At 56.9% G+C, this 18,377-nt stretch carries 12 protein-coding genes; 5 read left to right on the top strand and 7 right to left on the bottom strand.

Features of this window, described 5'->3' with window-relative positions; genetic code table 11:
* Positions 1–187 precede the first annotated feature (187 nt).
* Positions 188–2,524 (bottom strand): aerobic respiration two-component sensor histidine kinase ArcB, encoded by a 2,337-nt coding sequence (arcB, locus tag GTU79_RS03240; RefSeq protein ID WP_203522899.1) that lies wholly within the window; start codon positions 2,522–2,524, stop codon positions 188–190.
* A gap of 102 nt (positions 2,525–2,626) precedes the next feature.
* On the bottom strand, positions 2,627–3,565 hold the full coding sequence (gene mnmL, locus GTU79_RS03235; protein ID WP_132923550.1) for a tRNA modification radical SAM protein MnmL/YtqA: 939 nt from the start codon (positions 3,563–3,565) through the stop codon (positions 2,627–2,629).
* A gap of 692 nt (positions 3,566–4,257) precedes the next feature.
* On the opposite strand from mnmL, the gene gltB reads away from it, so the two are divergent.
* On the top strand, positions 4,258–8,718 hold the full coding sequence (gene gltB / locus GTU79_RS03230) for a glutamate synthase large subunit (RefSeq protein ID WP_132927889.1): 4,461 nt from the start codon (positions 4,258–4,260) through the stop codon (positions 8,716–8,718).
* 10 nt (positions 8,719–8,728) lie between these two features.
* The gene (locus GTU79_RS03225; RefSeq protein ID WP_132923551.1) at positions 8,729–10,147 is read left to right on the top strand and encodes a glutamate synthase small subunit; all 1,419 of its coding nucleotides are present in this window, start codon (positions 8,729–8,731) and stop codon (positions 10,145–10,147) included.
* A 46-nt stretch (positions 10,148–10,193) separates the two neighbouring features.
* Here the strand turns inward: GTU79_RS03225 and sspB are convergent, their stop codons facing one another.
* The 5 genes from sspB to zapE all read right to left on the bottom strand — a co-directional run bounded on the left by sspB (position 10,194) and on the right by zapE (position 14,657).
* The gene (gene sspB, locus GTU79_RS03220; RefSeq protein WP_132923552.1) at positions 10,194–10,694 is read right to left on the bottom strand and encodes a ClpXP protease specificity-enhancing factor; all 501 of its coding nucleotides are present in this window, start codon (positions 10,692–10,694) and stop codon (positions 10,194–10,196) included.
* Positions 10,695–10,699: 5 nt separating this feature from the next.
* Positions 10,700–11,341 carry a stringent starvation protein SspA gene (gene sspA, locus GTU79_RS03215; RefSeq protein WP_132923553.1) on the bottom strand — a complete coding sequence of 214 codons (642 nt, stop codon included), beginning with the start codon at positions 11,339–11,341 and terminating at the stop codon, positions 10,700–10,702.
* Positions 11,342–11,668: 327 nt separating this feature from the next.
* Complete coding sequence (gene rpsI, locus GTU79_RS03210; protein WP_132923554.1) at positions 11,669–12,061, bottom strand: 30S ribosomal protein S9; 393 nt, start codon at positions 12,059–12,061, stop codon at positions 11,669–11,671.
* 15 nt (positions 12,062–12,076) lie between these two features.
* Positions 12,077–12,505: a 50S ribosomal protein L13 gene (gene rplM / locus GTU79_RS03205; RefSeq protein ID WP_203523171.1), complete on the bottom strand. Its 429-nt coding sequence runs from the start codon at positions 12,503–12,505 to the stop codon at positions 12,077–12,079.
* A gap of 1,027 nt (positions 12,506–13,532) precedes the next feature.
* The gene (gene zapE / locus GTU79_RS03200) at positions 13,533–14,657 is read right to left on the bottom strand and encodes a cell division protein ZapE (protein ID WP_203522900.1); all 1,125 of its coding nucleotides are present in this window, start codon (positions 14,655–14,657) and stop codon (positions 13,533–13,535) included.
* 240 nt (positions 14,658–14,897) lie between these two features.
* Here zapE and zapG point away from each other — a divergent pair, with 240 nt between their 5' ends.
* From zapG to degS, 3 genes are all read left to right on the top strand, one after another.
* On the top strand, positions 14,898–15,302 hold the full coding sequence (zapG, locus tag GTU79_RS03195; protein WP_132923557.1) for a Z-ring associated protein ZapG: 405 nt from the start codon (positions 14,898–14,900) through the stop codon (positions 15,300–15,302).
* Between the two features lie 167 nt (positions 15,303–15,469).
* Positions 15,470–16,855 (top strand): serine endoprotease DegQ, encoded by a 1,386-nt coding sequence (gene degQ / locus GTU79_RS03190; RefSeq protein ID WP_132923558.1) that lies wholly within the window; start codon positions 15,470–15,472, stop codon positions 16,853–16,855.
* A 95-nt stretch (positions 16,856–16,950) separates the two neighbouring features.
* Positions 16,951–18,018, top strand: a complete 1,068-nt coding sequence (degS, locus tag GTU79_RS03185; RefSeq protein WP_132923559.1) for an outer membrane-stress sensor serine endopeptidase DegS — start codon at positions 16,951–16,953, stop codon at positions 18,016–18,018.
* Positions 18,019–18,377 lie beyond the last annotated feature (359 nt).

Here is an 18,377-nt window from a genome sequence, read left to right as displayed (position 1 = left end):
GTCTATTCTACATCCCAAATTTTAATGGTTCTTGTAACATTATCTCGTTCTTTTGCTATGTTGTTTACTAACGCTTAATGAATTTTAGTGACTTGCCAACCAAGAACGCCCGATAACTCTGCACAGTGGCGAGAATCAGTTTCCCTGGTGTTGGCGCTATATTCGCGCACCCCGGCTTACGTCGGGGTCATTTTTTTGCCTTCGCGGCCCAAGCCTTAAGCGTCAGCACATCGTTCGGCCATTCCCGGTGCAAATCATCGACCCAGCCCTGCACGTTATCCCACCATCCGGGCATATCCGGCGACTGAATCTGTTGCGCCAGGCGCTGTAGACGCACCAAGCCGATTGAACCGGCGGCGCCCTTGATTTTGTGGCCTTCCTCGGCAATGGCGCGCTGATCCCGGGCGGCCATGGTGCCGTCAAGAGCCGCCAGATACTCCGGCATCATCTTCTCGAACATCTCCAGGCTTTGGCTGATGAGCGAAGGCCCCACCAGATCCAGATACTGTTCCAGCATGGCGATATCCAAAACGGCCTGCTGCTCTTGCTCCGCCGCCGAGTCATCATCATCAACGTCATCGGCGGCTTTATCCGGCTGGTCCCAGAATTTTTTTATCATGGCGGTGAGGGCCGATACCGACAGCGGCTTGCTCAGCACATCGTCCATGCCGGCGTCCAGATACTCTTTCTTATCTTTGAGCACATTGGCGGTCAGGGCGATTAACGGCGGCAAATGCCGATCGCTGTAACGCTTACGCAGCTGGCGCGAGATATCCAGGCCGGTCATGTCCGGCAACTGGATATCCAGCAACACCAGGTCGTATTCGTCCGGATCAAACATGGTCAACGCGTCGTGGCCGTTCATGGCGACATCCACGCTGCTGCCCAGCTTCTCCAGCACCGAGCGCGCCACCACCACATTGAGTTCGATATCTTCCACCAGCAAGACGTTGAGCGCCGGCAAGGGCAGTTCTTCCTCTTCATTTCCATCGTCGGGAACGACCTCAGGCGCGACGATGGATAGGCTGAAACAGGCCCCCTCGCCCCGGCGGCTCTTCACCTGGATATCGCCGCCCATGGCCTGCGCCAGGCGTTTCGATACCGCCAGGCCGATACCGGTGCCGGTGGCCGGTTTGCCCCCTTGCTGATCCTTGACCTGGTAATACATGGCAAAAATCTTATCCTGCTCTTCTTCAGGGATGCCAATGCCGGAATCCTGTACGTCGAAACAGAGCAGATCCGGCCCTTCCCGGTGGATGCGGATGGTGATTTTTCCCTGCTGGGTGAATTTCACCGCATTGCCGATGAGATTCCAGAGGATTTGCCGCAGCCGGGTACCGTCGGCGACGATATTGCGCGGCAGCGGCTCCTGGGCGTCCATCACCAGCTTCAGCCCTTTGGGCTGTACCAGCAGACCGGAGAGGTTCTCCAAATCCACCAGGAAGGCGGTGAAGTCCAGCGGCTGGTTATCCAGCTGGACGTGGCGGCGCTCCAGTTTGTCCATTTCGATAATATCGTTGAAAATATTTCCCAGGGTAATGGCGCTGACGTGCACGGTTTTCAGGTAATTGAGCTGTTCTTTGTTGAGGTCGGTATCCAGCAGAATACGGCTTAATCCTACAATGCCGTTAAGGGGCGTACGCAGCTCGTGGCTGATGGTAGAGATGAAGGTGGTCTTCTCCCTGCTGGCGTTCTCCAGCGCGTCCTGGTAGCGCTTACGCTCGGTTATATCGCGGCCAAAACCCATTAGCCCATGCCGTTTGCCCACGCGATCGTAAAACGGCACCTTGCGCAGCTCGAAGCAGGCCCGGCGCCCGTCAGGATAGACCAGCCACTGTTCATAGGTCAGCGAGACGTTATGGCGGAAGACCTTTTCATCGGTCTCAATGACTTTATCGGCAATTTCCGGTCCGTAGACGTCCTTGGGCGTCAGGCCTATCAACTGCTTCTCGCTTTTACCCACCAGCAGCTCCATTGCCCGGTTGCAGCCGGAGAATTCTTTATTTTCATTGCGGTAATACACCAGGTCGGGAGAGGCGTCCAAAAAAGAACGCAGCAGGGAGGATTGCTGTTCAAGCTCGATTTGCGCCTGTTCACGGCGCGCCATTTCTTCGGTCAGCTTGTTCAGCGCGCCCTGGCGGGCGTCTTCGGCTTTTTCGCGATCGGCGATTTCCTGGTTCAGTTGCGCGATATTTTCCTGCAACTGCTGATTAAGCAGTAAATCGCGGTTGCGCATCTCTTCGAGCTTGTCCACCAGCCGGGCCAGCCGCTGGCGCGACTCCTCAAGCTGTTCCACCACCACCGAAAGGAAATATACCGCCCAGGGCGTTATCAGCAGGCCGAAAAAGATTGATCGCACCACGTCGATGCTTTCCACTTCCCCGCGCAATAGCATGGTGACGGCCATTTGCACAATCATCGCCAGCACCACCAGCGCCGACGCCAGCAGGAGCGAGAACCGCACCAGCCCTAATTTCACCATCAGATCGACGTAATATTGCGCCAGCAGGCGGATTTGCTTCATAGCGGTTTCCTTAAGTAGCATTAGGGTCAATGATACCTCAAAAAACAGTTTTTTAGCGAAATCCGCGGCTTGAGGTTGCCTGATAGGAAAGAACCTCGCAGTTTATGATAAGCGCGGCTTCATCCCTTGATAGGGTGTGCCGAGGGCGGCGCCCTGGGGACCGTTGGCCAACAGGTCTTGATAGATGGCATTCATGCCGGTGAACGTGTTTTCGCACCATAACGGTGCAAGCAGCGTCGGACGGCGGGCGCTGGCGCTGATGCGGTGAAACAGCACCTCAGGCGGTGTGCGGCGGATCAATTCGCCGGCCAGGGCAGTGTAGTGTTCCAGCGTCAACACCGGTAACCGCCCCGCCCGCCAGGCGGCCGCCATGGTGCTGCCCTCCACCACCAGCAGCGGGTGCAGTTTCAGGCCGTCTACCCCGGCGGCCAATACCTTTTCCAGCGTATCCCGGTTGTGGGTGATGTCTTCTCCCGGCAAACCTATGATCAAATGGGCGCACACTTGCAGTCCCCGCTGGCGGGCCAGGACGGCGGTGCGCTGGTAGCAGGCGAAATCATGACCGCGATTGATCCGGTGCAGAGTTTTATCCTGTGCGCTTTGCAACCCCAGTTCCAGCCAGACTTCATACCCCTGCTGCCGGTATTCCGCCAGTAAATCCAGCACCGCCGGCGGGACGCAGTCGGGACGGGTGCCGATACAAATACCGACGATATCCGCCTGTGCCAAGGCCTGCCGGTAGAGCCGATCGAGTTCGCGCACTTCTGCATAAGTACTGGTATAGGCCTGGAAATAGGCCAGGTAGCGTTTTGCCCGATCGATACGGCCTGTCTGTTCGGCGAACTGCTCGGCCACGCTCAGGAATTGCCGATTTTCATCGGCAAACGAGGCAACATTGCAAAAAGTACAGCCGCCCCGGCCCAGGGTCCCGTCACGGTTGGGACAGCTAAACCCGCCATGCAGCGAGAGTTTATAGACCTTCTGTCCATAACGGCGCAAAAGATCCCCGCCAAACATATTGACTACTTGCGGCAACTGCATATTCTTTACATCCGGTTCGGGTATGGCCGTTAATGCTAGCGGAATTATCATCTTTGCATGATGATATCGATCAAAGCCCCTTGCAGCCGCCGCCAAAGAAGCATAATTATGCAATAATAATGAGAAATAAATCATACCTGCTATGATTAATATTTCTTATTCGAGCCGGGTGGCTTATTCAAATAGTCACTAATTTGTAAAAACAGAGACATAATGGGCAAAAACACTCCATATCAGCATATCCTGCTATTAAAGGTGTCCGCCCTAGCATGGTGCAGAGATCCAATGGCTGCACTATAGTGCGACAGCGCATGATTGGCAGGGGATGATTTGCAGGGATAATGCTTATTAAATAGCTATTAAGTTATTTTTAATCATATGGTTAATCGTGTTTTGGCTCTAACCGGGACGGTCGCCGGGCATATTTGACCTGCGTGGTGTTTCTCGTTAATTTGGAAGGCCGTTGGAAGAATTCCGGCGGGGCTGACGACGCGTCATAATTATGCAGTTAATGAGATTCCTTCTTAAAGCAAGTCGTTTATCATGAGTAAGACCGCCACGATAAGGTTTTCGCGGAGCGGGCCAGCGGTAAAACAGCGTGTTGACGCGTTTGATCCGCTGCCGCTCGATATCGATACGCCTGTTCGCAGTAGGTTGTAAGAGTCACCTGGAGCCTGGGGAGGTCCATGAATATGTTGTACGATGAATCCCAAGTAAAAGACAACTGCGGCTTCGGCCTGATTGCCCATATCGAAGGCGAGCCCAGCCATAAAGTGGTGCGTACTGCAATTCATGCGCTGGCCCGTATGCAGCATCGCGGCGCGATCCTGGCCGACGGCAAGACCGGCGACGGCTGCGGCCTGCTGTTGCAAAAACCGGATCGGTTCTACCGCATGGTGGCGCAAGAGCGCGGCTGGCGTTTGGCCAAGAACTATGCGGTGGGCATGATTTTCCTCAGCCAGGATGAGGAGGAAGCCCGCGCCAGCCGGAAGATAATGGAAGAGGAACTGCAAAACGAAACGCTGTCCATCATCGGCTGGCGCGAGGTTCCCATCAATCCGGACGTGTTGGGTGACATCGCCCTCTCCTCCCTGCCCCGCATCGAGCAGATTTTCGTCAACGCCCCGGCCGGCTGGCGCCCGCGCGATATGGAACGCCGTCTGTATGTGGCGCGCCGCCGCGTGGAAAAACGGGTGGTTGACGACAGCTTTTATGTTTGCAGCCTCTCGAACCTGGTGACCATTTATAAAGGCCTGTGTATGCCGGCGGATTTGCCGCGCTTTTACCTGGACCTGGCGGATCTGCGGCTGGAATCGGCCATTTGCCTGTTCCATCAGCGCTTCTCCACCAATACCGTCCCGCGCTGGCCGCTGGCCCAGCCTTTCCGTTATCTGGCCCACAACGGCGAGATCAATACCATCACCGGCAACCGTCAGTGGGCGCGGGCCCGTGCGTATAAGCTGAAAACCCCCCTGATTCCGGATTTGCAGGACGCCGCGCCGTTCGTCAATGAAACCGGTTCGGACTCCAGCTCGCTGGACAATATGCTGGAACTGTTCCTCAGCGGCGGCATGGACCTGATTCGCGCCATGCGCTTGCTGGTGCCGCCGGCCTGGCAGAACAATCCGAACATGGATCCGGAGCTGCGCGCCTTTTTCGATTTCAACTCCATGCATATGGAACCCTGGGACGGACCGGCCGGCCTGGTGATGTCCGACGGCCGTTTCGCCGCCTGCAACCTGGATCGCAACGGCCTGCGTCCGGCGCGCTATGTCATCACTACCGACAAATTGATCACCTGCGCGTCCGAAGTAGGGATCTGGGACTACCAGCCGGATGAAGTGGTGGAAAAGGGCCGCGTCGGACCCGGCGAACTGATGGTTATCGATACCCGCAACGGGCGCATCCTCCATTCGGCGGAAACCGATGACGATCTGAAAAGCCGCCATCCCTATAAAGAGTGGATGGAAAAGAATGTCCGTCGCCTGACGCCGTTTGAAGAGCTCGCCGACGACCAGGTAGGCCATCGCGAACTGGACGACAGCCGGCTGGCCAGTTATCAAAAACAGTTCGGCTACTCTAATGAAGAGCTGGATTCCATTTTGCGCGTGCTGGGGGAGAACGGCCAGGAAGCCACCGGCTCCATGGGGGACGATACGCCGTTCGCCGTGCTGTCCAGCAGGCCGAGGGTGATTTACGATTACTTCCGCCAGCAATTTGCCCAGGTAACCAACCCGCCTATCGACTCCCTGCGGGAAGCCCACGTCATGTCCCTGGCCACCTGTATCGGCCGGGAGATGAACGTATTCTGCGAAGCGGAAGGACAGGCGTTCCGGCTGGCCTTCAAATCGCCGATCCTGCTCTATTCCGACTTTACCCAGCTCACCACCCAGGAAGAGAGCCACTATCGCGCCGACAAGCTGGATATTACCTACGATCCGACGCAGCGGAATATGCAGCAGACCCTGCTGGCGATGTGCGACGAGGCGGAAGAGAAAGTGCGCCAGGGGACGGTACTGCTGGTGCTAAGCGACCGGCTGATTTCCCCAACCCGGCTGCCGGTGCCCGCGCCGATGGCGGTGGGCGCCATACACACCCGCCTGGTGGAAAAAAACCTGCGCTGCGACGCCAATCTGATCGTTGAAACCGCCAGCACCCGCGATCCGCATCATTTCGCGGTGCTCATTGGCTTCGGCGCCACCGCCATTTACCCGTATCTGGCTTATGAAACCCTGGCGGCCCTGATCGACAACGGCACCATCGAAAAAGATTACCGTACCGTGATGCTGAACTATCGCAACGGCATCAATAAGGGCCTGTACAAGATCATGTCCAAAATGGGCATTTCCACCGTGGCCTCGTACCGCTGCTCCAAACTGTTCGAGGCGGTGGGTCTGCATCGCGACGTGACCGATTTGTGTTTCCAGGGCGTGGTAAGCCGTATCGGCGGCGCCGACTTCAGCGATTTCGAACAGGATTTGCTGAATCTGTCCAAACGCGCCTGGCTTAAGCGCAAGCCGCTGGATCAAGGCGGTCTGCTGAAATATGTCCACGGCGGTGAATATCACACCTATAACCCAGACGTGGTTAAAACGCTGCAAAAAGCGGTGCAAAGCGGCCTGTACAGTGATTATCAGCAGTATGCCAAACTGGTGAACGAGCGTCCGGTGGCCGTGCTGCGCGATCTGCTGGCCATCAAACCCAACGGCCAGGCGGTTACCCTGGATCAGGTGGAACCGGCGGAAAATCTGTTTAAACGGTTCGATACCGCTGCCATGTCCATCGGGGCACTGAGCCCTGAAGCCCACGAATCCCTGGCGCAGGCCATGAACGGGCTGGGTGGTTTCTCCAATTCCGGCGAGGGTGGCGAAGACCCGGCCCGCTACGGCACCAATAAGGTGTCGCGGATCAAGCAGGTGGCGTCGGGCCGTTTCGGCGTAACACCGGCCTATCTGGCCAGTGCCGACGTTATCCAGATCAAGGTGGCGCAGGGCGCCAAGCCCGGTGAAGGCGGCCAGTTGCCTGGAGATAAGGTCACGCCCTATATAGCCCGCTTGCGCTACTCGGTGCCCGGCGTCACGCTGATTTCGCCGCCGCCCCATCACGATATCTACTCCATCGAAGACCTGGCGCAGCTGATTTTCGATTTGAAGCAGGTGAATCCAAAGGCCCTGGTATCGGTCAAACTGGTTTCCGAACCCGGCGTCGGCACCATCGCCACCGGCGTGGCGAAGGCCTATGCGGATTTGATCACCATTGCCGGCTACGACGGCGGCACCGGCGCCAGCCCGCTCTCTTCGGTAAAATATGCCGGCTGTCCGTGGGAACTGGGACTGGTGGAAACCCAGCAGGCTCTGGTGGCAAACGGTCTGCGCCACAAAATCCGTTTGCAGGTGGACGGCGGGTTAAAGACCGGCCAGGATATTATCAAGGCGGCGATTCTCGGCGCGGAAAGCTTTGGCTTCGGTACCGGCCCTATGGTGGCGCTGGGCTGTAAATATCTGCGCATCTGCCATCTGAACAATTGCGCCACCGGCGTGGCGACCCAGGACGAAAAACTGCGGCGCGATCATTACCGCGGTCTGCCGGAGCTGGTGACCAACTACTTCCATTTCATTGCGCAGGAAACCCGCGAGATGATGGCGGAACTAGGGGTGACCCGGCTGGTGGATCTCATTGGCCGCACCGATTTGCTGCTTGAGCTGGACGGTATTTCCGCCCGGCAGCATAAGCTGGACTTGTCGCCGCTGCTGCAAACCGCGCAGCCGCATCCCGGCAAGGCGCTCTATTGCACCGAAGGCAGCAATCCGCCGTTTGACAAAGGCCTAATGAATAAAACTCTGCTGGAGCAGGCTATGCCCCATGTGGAAGCCCGGCAGAGCAAAACCTTCTATTACGACATACATAATACCGATCGTTCAGTGGGCGCTACGCTGTCCGGCGCCATCGCCGCGCTGCATGGCGATCAGGGCATGTCCGCCGATCCCATCAAGGCGCATTTTACCGGCACCGCCGGCCAGAGCTTCGGCGTTTGGAATGCCGGCGGCGTGGAGCTGACCCTCACCGGCGATGCCAACGACTATGTGGGTAAAGGCATGGCCGGCGGCAGCATCGTCATCCGCCCGCCGGTGGGTTCGGCGTTTCGCAGCCACGAAGCGACGATTATCGGCAACACCTGCCTGTACGGCGCCACCGGCGGCAAGCTGTTCGCCGCCGGACGGGCCGGAGAACGCTTTGCCGTGCGTAATTCCGGTGCGATTACCGTGGTGGAGGGCATTGGCGACAACGGCTGTGAATATATGACCGGCGGCATTGTGTGTGTGCTGGGCCGCACCGGCGTCAATTTCGGCGCCGGCATGACCGGCGGATTCGCTTATGTGCTTGATGAGACAGGAGAGTTTCGTAAACGCGTCAATCCCGAACTGGTGGAAGTGCTGGATGTCGATCAGTTGGCTATCCATGAAGAGCATTTGCGCGGCCTGATTACCGAACATGTGCACTTGACCGGTTCGCACCGCGGGGAAGAGATCCTGGCGGATTGGCCGGCCTGGGCCTCCAGGTTTACCCTGGTAAAACCGAAATCAAGTGATGTGAAAGCATTGCTGGGTCACCGTAGCCGTTCCGCAGCGGAACTACGCGTACAAGCGCAGTAAGAGGTTAATAATGAGTCAAAATGTTTATCAATTTATCGACTTGCAGCGTGTGGATCCGCCGAAAAAGCCGCTGAAGATCCGAAAAATTGAGTTTGTGGAAATCTACGAACCCTTCTCCGATTCGCAGACCAAGGCGCAGGCGGATCGGTGCATTTCTTGCGGCAATCCCTATTGCGAATGGAAATGCCCGGTGCACAACTATATTCCGAACTGGCTGAAGCTGGCCAACGAAGGGCGGATTATCGAGGCGGCGGAGCTGTCGCATCAGACCAACAGCCTGCCGGAAGTATGCGGACGCGTGTGTCCCCAGGATCGTTTGTGCGAAGGATCCTGTACGCTGAATGACGAATTCGGCGCCGTCACCATCGGCAATATCGAGCGTTATATCAACGATAAAGCCATCGAGATGGGCTGGAAACCCAGCGTCGGCGATGTGGTTTCCACCGGCAAGCGAGTGGCGATTATCGGCGCCGGCCCCGCCGGGCTGGCCTGTGCCGATGTGCTGATCCGCAACGGTGTGCAGGCGGTGGTATTTGATCGTCATCCGGAAATCGGCGGCTTGCTGACTTTCGGCATTCCGTCGTTCAAGCTGGAAAAAGATGTCATGATCAAGCGGCGGGAAATTTTCAGCGAGATGGGCATCGAATTTCGTCTGAATACCGAGGTCGGCAAAGATATTATGTTAAGCGACCTGTTGGGTGAATTCGACGCGGTATTCCTTGGCGTCGGCACCTATCAATCCATGCGCGGCGGCCTGGATAATGAAGATGCCCCCGGCGTGGTGGACGCGCTGCCGTTCCTGATAGCCAATACCAAACGGCTGATGGGGTTTGAAAATGCCCCCGCCGCGCCTTATGTCTCCATGGAAGGCAAGCGTGTGGTGGTATTGGGCGGCGGCGACACCGCCATGGACTGTGTGCGTACCGCTATCCGCCAGGGCGCATCCAGCGTGATCTGCGCTTACCGTCGCGATGAGGCCAATATGCCCGGATCTCGCCGCGAGGTGAAGAACTCCCGCGAGGAAGGGGTTGAATTTATGTTCAATCTGCAGCCGGTGAGTATTGAAATCGACGGCGCCGGACAGGTGTGCGGCGTCAAGATGGTGCGTACCGAAATGGGCGAGCCCGATGCCCACGGTCGGCGCCGTGCGGAAATCATCGCCGGGTCGGAGCATGTGCTGGCAGCGGATACGGTGGTGCTGGCGTTTGGTTTTCGTCCGCACGCCATGTCCTGGCTGGCTGATTTTAGCGTGGAGCTCGACGGACAGGGGCGGATTATCGCGCCGGAAAACAGCGAGGCCGCCTTCCAGACCAGTAATCCGAAAATCTTTGCCGGCGGCGATGCGGTACGGGGTTCCGACCTGGTGGTCACTGCAATTGCCGAAGGCCGCAAAGCTGCCGACGGCATCATGAATTATCTTGAGGTCTGATTCTGTATGTCCCGCCCGAATGGGCGGGAATACCTGCGAAAAGGGCTTATTTAACCACGCGTAACGATGGACGGCCGCCGCGGGGCGGCGTTGGCGGTTCATCATCGTCCGGACGGGTATCATCCTGGCTATCGGGGCGATCGCCGTCAATAATGGACATGACCGTCTCCGAACCTTTATCAGGGGCTGATGCGCCCGCTTCCGCGCTGTATTGTTCATAACCGACTTCCGGCTCAAACATGGTGCCGGCGCCATTTTCACGGGCGTAGATCGCCAGTACCGCCGCCATGGGCACGCTGACCTGGCGCGGTATACCGCCGAAGCGAGCGTTGAAGCTCACCACATCGTTGGTCATTTCAAGGGAAGCCACCGCGCGCGGCGCGATATTCAGCACGATTTGACCGTCACGGGCAAATTCCATCGGCACCGAAACGCCGTCAACGGTAACATCCACCACCACGTGCGGCGTCAGCTCATTATCCAGCAGCCAATCATAAAATGCCCGCAGCAGATAAGGGCGACGAGGAGAAAGTTGAGAGACTTCCATACCAGCTAACCCCGGGTCTGCAGGCGCATTTCGCGCTCGGCTTCGGTGAGGGAGGCCAGAAAGGCGTCGCGTTCGAATACTCGCGTCATATAGCCTTTCAACTCTTTGGCGCCGGCACCCGCCAGTTCGATACCCATTTGCGGCAAACGCCACAGCAGAGGTGCCAGATAGCAATCCACCAGGCTGAACTCTTCGCTCATGAAATAGGGTGCCTCGTTGAAGACAGGGGCCACCGCCAGCAGTTCTTCGCGCAATTGACGACGTGCGCTTTCCGCTTCCTGGGCGTTGCCCTGTTCGATTTTACGCATCAGGGAGTACCAATCGCTTTCAATGCGATGCATCATTAAACGGCTGGTGCCGCGGGCCACCGGATAAACGGGCATCAAGGGCGGATGGGGAAAACGTTCATCCAGGTATTCCATAATGATGCGCGATTCATACAGGGTCAACTCGCGATCGACCAAAGTCGGTACGGTGCGGTAAGGGTTGAGGTCAATCAGGTCCTGGGGCAGATTATCCATCTCTACCTGCTCGATTTCGACACTGACACCTTTTTCCGCCAGTACGATCCGTACTTGATGGCTAAAAATGTCGGTCGGGCCGGAAAACAGCGTCATCACCGAACGTTTGTTGGCAGCGACAGCCATGAAAACCTCCAAGTTTATCTAGAAAATACCGCGAATAGCCATACAACCCGGCTACTATCCTGAATTGTTTCACCGTTACCCATCGTTACTTTACCGGCATGGCCGCAACCAACCCTGGTTGCATCAGTATGAAAAAACGCCGGCCAAGTAAAAACAGGCATAAAAGTGTGGAACAGTTTACCAGATTTTTGCATGTTTAGGGGGATGGCGAGGGCAATTCATGTTGAATAAATGGACGCAATCAGAGATTTGACGGCAAATCAACGTTTGAAAAATAATAAAGCCCGAACAATGTCGGGCTTCGGTGGCCGTGAAAACAGCCGGAAATTAACGCTTGGAGAACTGCGGACGGCGACGTGCTTTACGCAGGCCGACTTTCTTACGTTCAACTTTACGGGCGTCTCGGGTGACGAAACCGGCTTTGCGCAACTCGCCGCGCAGCGATTCATCATATTCCATCAGCGCACGGGTGATACCGTGACGGATAGCCCCGGCCTGACCGGAAATACCACCACCGGAAACGGTGATGAAGAGATCGAACTTCTCAACCATGTCGACCAGTTCCAACGGCTGGCGAACTACCATGCGGGCAGTTTCACGACCGAAGTATTGATCCAGGCTACGCTGGTTGATAACGATGTTGCCGCGACCCGGTTTAATGAAAACCCGTGCGGAAGAGCTTTTGCGGCGACCAGTGCCGTAATATTGATTTTCAGCCATTGCCTATAATCCCGATTAAATGTCCAGAACTTGCGGTTGCTGAGCCGCGTGGTTGTGCGTGGTACCCGCGTAAACTTTCAGTTTACGGTACATTGCACGACCCAGCGGGCCTTTTGGCAGCATGCCTTTAACCGCGATTTCAATCACACGCTCAGGATGGCGGGCAATCATCTCTTCAAAGGTCGTTTCTTTGATACCGCCGATGAAACCGGTATGGTGATAATAAATCTTGTCGGTACGCTTTTTGCCGGTGACGGCAATTTTTTCGGCGTTCAACACGATAATGTAATCACCGGTATCAACATGCGGCGTATATTCCGGTTTATGCTTCCCGCGCAGGCGACTGGCCAGTTCGGTGGCAAGACGACCCAGGGTTTTTCCGCTGGCGTCGACAACATACCAGTCGCGTTTGACGGTTTTTGGTTTTGCTGTAAATGTTTTCATTAAAAGCTTACCCAATTGAAGTTACACGTTGGTGAACACCCAAACGTTAAGAGTTATGAGGCTCACACGGCTATCTAGTCCAGCAAACCCACCCCTTCGAGTAGCCGTTGCTGGCGCGATCGAAGTTTTCGGGAAAAAAACTTCTTGTAACGTGGGGTCGCAAGATTATAGAGAAGTCAGCGGCAAAGGTCGACTACTATTTGCGCCGAGCGGCGCGGCGCCCTTTAATACGCTCATTGCACGACCGATGATCGTGGGCCTACCGCGCTGTGGGGCGCTCGGTCGGGCAGAAAAACCATGCCCGATTCGGCCCCATCAGCACGGTCTCCCTTTAACACGCTCGCCGCACGTTCGATGATCGCGGGCCTACCGCGCTGTGGGGCGCTCTGTCGGGCAGGAAAACCATGCCCGATTCGGCCCCATCAGCACGGTCTCCCTTTAACACGCTCGCCGCACGTTCGATGATCGCGGGCCTACCGCGCTGTGGGGCGCTCTGTCGGGCAGGAAAACCATGCCCGATTCGGCCCCATCAGCACGGTCTCCCTTTAACACGCTCGCCGCACGTTCGATGATCGCGGGCCTACCGCGCTGTGGGGCGCTCTGTCGGGCAGGAAAACCATGCCCGATTCGGCCCCATCAGCACGGTCTCCCTTTAACACGCTCGCCGCAATTTCGGTGATCGCGGGCCTACCGCGCTGTGGGGCGCTCTGTCGGGCAGGAAAACCATGCCCGATTCGGCCCCATCAGCACGGTCTCCCTTTAACACGCTCGCCGCACGTTCGATGATCGCGGGCCTACCGCGCTGTGGGGCGCTCTGTCGGGCAGGAAAACCATGCCCGATTCGGCCCCATCGGCACGGTCCCCCTTTAACACGCTCGCCGCACGTTCGATGATCGCGGGCCTACCGCGCTGTGGGGCGCTCTGTCGGGCAGGAAAACCATGCCCGATTCGGCCCCATCGGCACGGTCTCCCTTTAACACGCTCGCCGCACGTTCGATGATCGCGGGCCTACCCTGCCATTGGGCGTTCAGGGTTGATGTGGCTCCGCCAGGTACTCTTCGCTCTGCATTTCCTGCAGCCTGGAGAGGCAGCGGCGGAATTCGAATTTAAGCAGGTCCCCCCGGTACAAGTCCGCCATGGGGACATCGGCGGCCATCACCAGTTTGACCCGGCGTTCGTAGAATTCGTCCACCAGGGCGATAAAACGCCGGGCGGTGTTCTCCTCCGTGCGGCCCATGGCGTGTACGTTTTGCAGCAATACGCTGTGGTACAAACGGGAGAGAACGATATAGTCATTCTGGCTGCGCGGGCCGGCGCAAAGGGTGTCGAAATCCAGGGCCACCACGCCCCCCTCGGCGCCGAGCGTGGGCAACGGGCGATGATTGACCGTAAGTACCGGCGCGTTGCCGGGGCCCTTACCCGCCAGCCGTGTGAATATGCGGGTCATGGCGTCGGCGGTGCGCGGGTCGTTGGGCGTGAGGTAAAGATTCGCCTGGGTGAGGGTGCGCAGTCGGTAATCGATGCCGGCGTCTACGTTCATCACCTCGCAATGGCGTTTAATCATCTCAATAGCCGGCAGAAAGCGCGAACGCTGCAAGCCATTGCGGTATAAATCGTCCGGCGGAATATTGGAGGTGGCCACCAGGGTAATACCCCGGGCGAACAGCGCCTGCATCAACGTGCCCAGCAGCATGGCATCGGTAATGTCCGAGACATAAAATTCGTCAAAGCAGAGTATGTCGGTTTGCGCTTTGAAACCGTCGGCCACGATCTCCAGCGGATCCTCGCGCCCCTGCAGGACGGCCAGCTCTTCATGGACCCGCAGCATAAACCGGTGGAAGTGCAGGCGCAGCTTCCGCTCTTCCGGCAGGCTCTGATAAAAGAGATCCATCAGCCAGGTTTTACCACGCCCCACTCCGCCCCACATGTACAATCCCCGCACCGGCTCCGCGGTGGGGGTTTTACCCAATAATTTCTTGCCCAGGCGACCGAAGATACCGCCGGCATCCGCCGGGGGCTCGGCGCGGCGCGCCAGCAATTCGCGGTGCAATCGATCCAGCTTACCGATGGCCTCGGCCTGGACAGCATCGGCCCGATACTCCCCTTCCGCCAGCATGCGCTGATAAAGGAACAATGGCGATATTTCTTGCATGGTGAGGGATGTTCCCGGCTGCTGATTATGAAATAGATATACCCAAAAGCTTTCGAGTCGCAATTTCTTGCCTGAGACATCCTAAACAGCCCCGGTGCGGAACACAACCCGGCAACAAATAATCGCCCTTTGACGGGCATCATGCTAACGGGTTCCACTCCGGCCGGGTAAACGGTTATAGTGGGAGGTATAGAGTCTGGAAAACCCTACGGGACAACGAAGTCAAATATAGGAGTCATTATGACCTGGGAATATGCGCTGATAGGATTAGTTGCTGGTGTCATCATCGGTGCGGTCGGAATGCGGTTCGGTAACCGTAAGCTACGTCAGCAGCAGACATTGCAGCATGAATTGGAAAAAAGCAAAGCGGAACTGGAAGAGTACCGGCAGGAATTAACCGGCCATTTCGCCCGGAGCGCGGAGTTGCTGGATAATATGGCGCACGATTACCGCCAGCTTTACCAGCATATGGCCAAAGGCTCCGATAGCCTGCTGCCCAACCTGCCCGGCGAAAGTAATCCGTTCCATTATCGTTTGACCGAGGCGGAAGCCGACAACGACCAGGTTCCGCCTGGGATGCAGCCGCGCGACTATCCCGAGAGCGCCAGCGGATTGCTGCGCACTACGCGGGAACCGCGTAAATAATTTGGCAGTTGCCGGCGGGTAACGTTGACACCGCGCCGCCGGCGCAACCTTTGCGGCGTTACTGAACTTTCGTCAGGGCCGCAGGGTCTTAGAGTCATTACGTGGCGTTTTATTAGGATCCCTTATTAATGACGTCGTCCACAGACAGCAAACGAGTTAATAACTTAATGAAGAAAACCCCTTTAATCAGCGCCTTAGCACTTTGCATCGGACTCGGTTTAACTCCTTTTATTCCTGTCGAAGCGGCATTGCCGGCCACCGTACCCGGACAAACCATGCCGAGCCTGGCCCCCATGCTGGAAAAAGTCTTGCCGGCGGTGGTCAGCGTGCATGTGGAGGGCACCCAGCAGGTACAACGGCAAAACCTGCCGAAAGAATTCAAATACTTTTTCGGACCCAACGGGCCGGTTGACCCGCAGCAGGGGCAGCAGGGAGATACCCGTCCGTTTGAAGGACTGGGGTCCGGCGTCATCATCAACGCCGCCAAAGGTTATGTCATTACCAATAACCATGTGGTAAACGGCGCCGACAAAATCAAGGTCCAGTTAAACGATGGCCGCGAATTCGATGCCAAACTGGTGGGCCGCGACGAGCAGACCGATTTGGCGCTGCTGCAGTTGCCGAATCCGACCAACCTGACCGAAATCAAAATGGCGGATTCCGACGCGTTAAGGGTGGGGGATTTCGCCGTGGCGGTGGGTAACCCCTTCGGCTTGGGACAAACCGCCACCTCCGGGATCATCTCGGCGCTGGGGCGCAGCGGTCTGAATCTGGAAGGGCTGGAAAACTTCATCCAGACCGACGCCTCCATCAACCGAGGCAACTCCGGCGGCGCGCTGATTAATCTCAACGGCGAACTCATCGGCATCAATACCGCCATCCTGGCTCCCGGCGGTGGCAATATCGGCATCGGCTTCGCCATTCCCAGCAATATGGTGCAAAACCTTAGCCAGCAGTTGATCGAGTTCGGCACGGTTAAACGCGGCCTGCTCGGCATCAAGGGCAGCGAAATGACCGCCGACATGGCGAAGGCATTCAATATCAACACCCAGCGCGGGGCATTCGTCAGCGAAGTCCTGCCCGGCTCCGCCGCTGCCAAGGCCGGCATCAAGGCCGGCGATATTATCGTCGCCATTGAAGGCAAACCCATCACCAGCTTTGCCGAGCTGCGGGTGAAGATAGGCACGACACCGCCGGGTAAAGCCGTCAAGATAGGTTTGCTGCGCAACGGTAAACCGTTGGATGTCACCGTCACCCTGGATGACAGCGCCTCCAGCACCACCAGCGCCGAAGTGCTTTCACCCTCGCTGCAGGGTGCGTCATTGAGCGACGGCCAGTTGAAAGACGGTACCAAGGGCGTCGCCGTGGATGATGTGGTGAAAGATTCCCCCGCCGCGCAGATTGGCCTGCACAAAGGCGATGTGATTATCGGCATCAATCGTGAACGGGTGGAAAATCTCGTCCAGCTGCGCAAGGTGCTGGATGCCAAACCGCCGGTAATGGCAATGAACATTATCCGTGGGGACGAGAGTATTTTCCTGTTATTGCGTTGATTTGACAAAAAATCGGGTGCCGGCACTGCGGTGCCCGATTAACTCATGCTATCCTGCCGCTATTTCCCCCATCCCTTTTTCGATAGTCGGTTACCATGCTGGTTAAGCTTATACGTGCGGTCATTTTCGGTTTTGTCATCGCGGGCATCTTACTGCTGGCGGTGCCTACGTTGCGCTCTACGACCGGCGCGCTGCTCAGCGGCCATTTCGGCGGCGATGGCGAAACGCCCCTCAGTTTTAACCAGGCGGTTCGGCGCGGCGCTCCCGCGGTGGTGAATGTCTATAACCGCAGCGTGAACAGCGATTCCCATAACGAGCTGCAAATCCGTACCCTCGGTTCCGGCGTTATCATGAACCAGAAGGGTTACGTGCTCACCAATAAGCATGTCATCAATAACGCTGAGCAGATCATCGTGGCATTGCAAGACGGCCGGGTATATGAAGCGTTGCTGGTGGGCTCTGACAGCCTCACCGATCTGGCGGTGTTAAAGATTGATGCCAACAACCTGCCGGTCATTCCCATCAACCCTGACCGTGCCCCGCATATCGGCGATGTGGTGCTGGCCATCGGCAATCCCTATAACCTGGGCCAGACCGTGACCCAGGGCATTATCAGCGCCACCGGCCGCATCGGCCTGAGTCCGTCCGGACGGCAGAACTTTCTTCAAACCGATGCCTCCATCAATCAAGGCAACTCCGGCGGCGCGCTGATCAACTCCCTGGGGGAGCTGGTGGGCATCAATACCCTGTCATTCGATAAAAGCAATAACGGCGAGACTCCGGAAGGCATTGGTTTTGCCATCCCCACTGCCCTTGCCACCAAAGTCATGAACAAGCTTATCCGGGACGGCAGGGTGATTCGCGGTTATATCGGCATCGGCGGGCGAGAAGTGGCCCCGTTGCATGCCAGCAGCACCAGCCTGGATCGCATCCAGGGCATTATCGTCAATGAAGTCACGCCCGGCGGCCCGGCGGCGCAAGCCGGCATTAAGGTCAATGACGTGATATTGAGCGTCAATAACAGAGCGGCGCTGTCCGCCATTGAAACCATGGATCAGGTGGCGGAAATCAGGCCGGGGTCGGTTATCCCTGTAGTGATAATGCGCAACGGCGCCAAAATGACCCTGCAGGTGACAATTCAAGAGTACCCGTCCTCTGAATGAAGCAAAGATTATAGGAATTTTACCGATGCCGTGCGGTGATGTCCCCCTGCCAATATTTAACGACGGCCAAACAGGAAACGGCTTGCCTGTTTGGCTGAATAAATTTTGCGATATGATCACAGCGCCGGACATATGGCAATTAAGGTCATATGGCGTCTGTTTAACAATCCCCGCAGATATAATATATACACTCCTCTGGGCTGTAAGCGGCTATATCACTATCATCCCATCGCGTCAAAAATAAGGCGGAAACTCGCGATCGATTCAGTCATAAATCTACTCCTCACGGACCACTCCCATAAAATGCCATCTAAACCATAGTTAATTTAGCGGCAGTTTTCCTTTGATGGTTTATTTCC

Origin of the sequence: Sodalis ligni, from assembly GCF_016865525.2 — a bacterium.
GTDB lineage: Bacteria > Pseudomonadota > Gammaproteobacteria > Enterobacterales > Enterobacteriaceae > Acerihabitans > Acerihabitans ligni.
Note: the sequence above shows the minus strand (reverse complement) of the source record. Positions and strands in the feature narration are given on the sequence as shown.

Excerpts from the sequence above, each read along its gene's own strand:
- arcB (WP_203522899.1), bottom strand. The coding sequence starts at position 2,524 with ATGAAGCAAATCCGCCTGCTGGCGCAATATTACGTCGATCTGATGGTG.
- mnmL (WP_132923550.1), bottom strand. The coding sequence starts at position 3,565 with ATGCAGTTGCCGCAAGTAGTCAATATGTTTGGCGGGGATCTTTTGCGC.
- gltB (WP_132927889.1), top strand. The coding sequence starts at position 4,258 with ATGTTGTACGATGAATCCCAAGTAAAAGACAACTGCGGCTTCGGCCTG.
- GTU79_RS03225 (WP_132923551.1), top strand. The coding sequence starts at position 8,729 with ATGAGTCAAAATGTTTATCAATTTATCGACTTGCAGCGTGTGGATCCG.
- sspB (WP_132923552.1), bottom strand. The coding sequence starts at position 10,694 with ATGGAAGTCTCTCAACTTTCTCCTCGTCGCCCTTATCTGCTGCGGGCA.
- sspA (WP_132923553.1), bottom strand. The coding sequence starts at position 11,341 with ATGGCTGTCGCTGCCAACAAACGTTCGGTGATGACGCTGTTTTCCGGC.
- rpsI (WP_132923554.1), bottom strand. The coding sequence starts at position 12,061 with ATGGCTGAAAATCAATATTACGGCACTGGTCGCCGCAAAAGCTCTTCC.
- rplM (WP_203523171.1), bottom strand. The coding sequence starts at position 12,505 with ATGAAAACATTTACAGCAAAACCAAAAACCGTCAAACGCGACTGGTAT.
- zapE (WP_203522900.1), bottom strand. The coding sequence starts at position 14,657 with ATGCAAGAAATATCGCCATTGTTCCTTTATCAGCGCATGCTGGCGGAA.
- zapG (WP_132923557.1), top strand. The coding sequence starts at position 14,898 with ATGACCTGGGAATATGCGCTGATAGGATTAGTTGCTGGTGTCATCATC.
- degQ (WP_132923558.1), top strand. The coding sequence starts at position 15,470 with ATGAAGAAAACCCCTTTAATCAGCGCCTTAGCACTTTGCATCGGACTC.
- degS (WP_132923559.1), top strand. The coding sequence starts at position 16,951 with ATGCTGGTTAAGCTTATACGTGCGGTCATTTTCGGTTTTGTCATCGCG.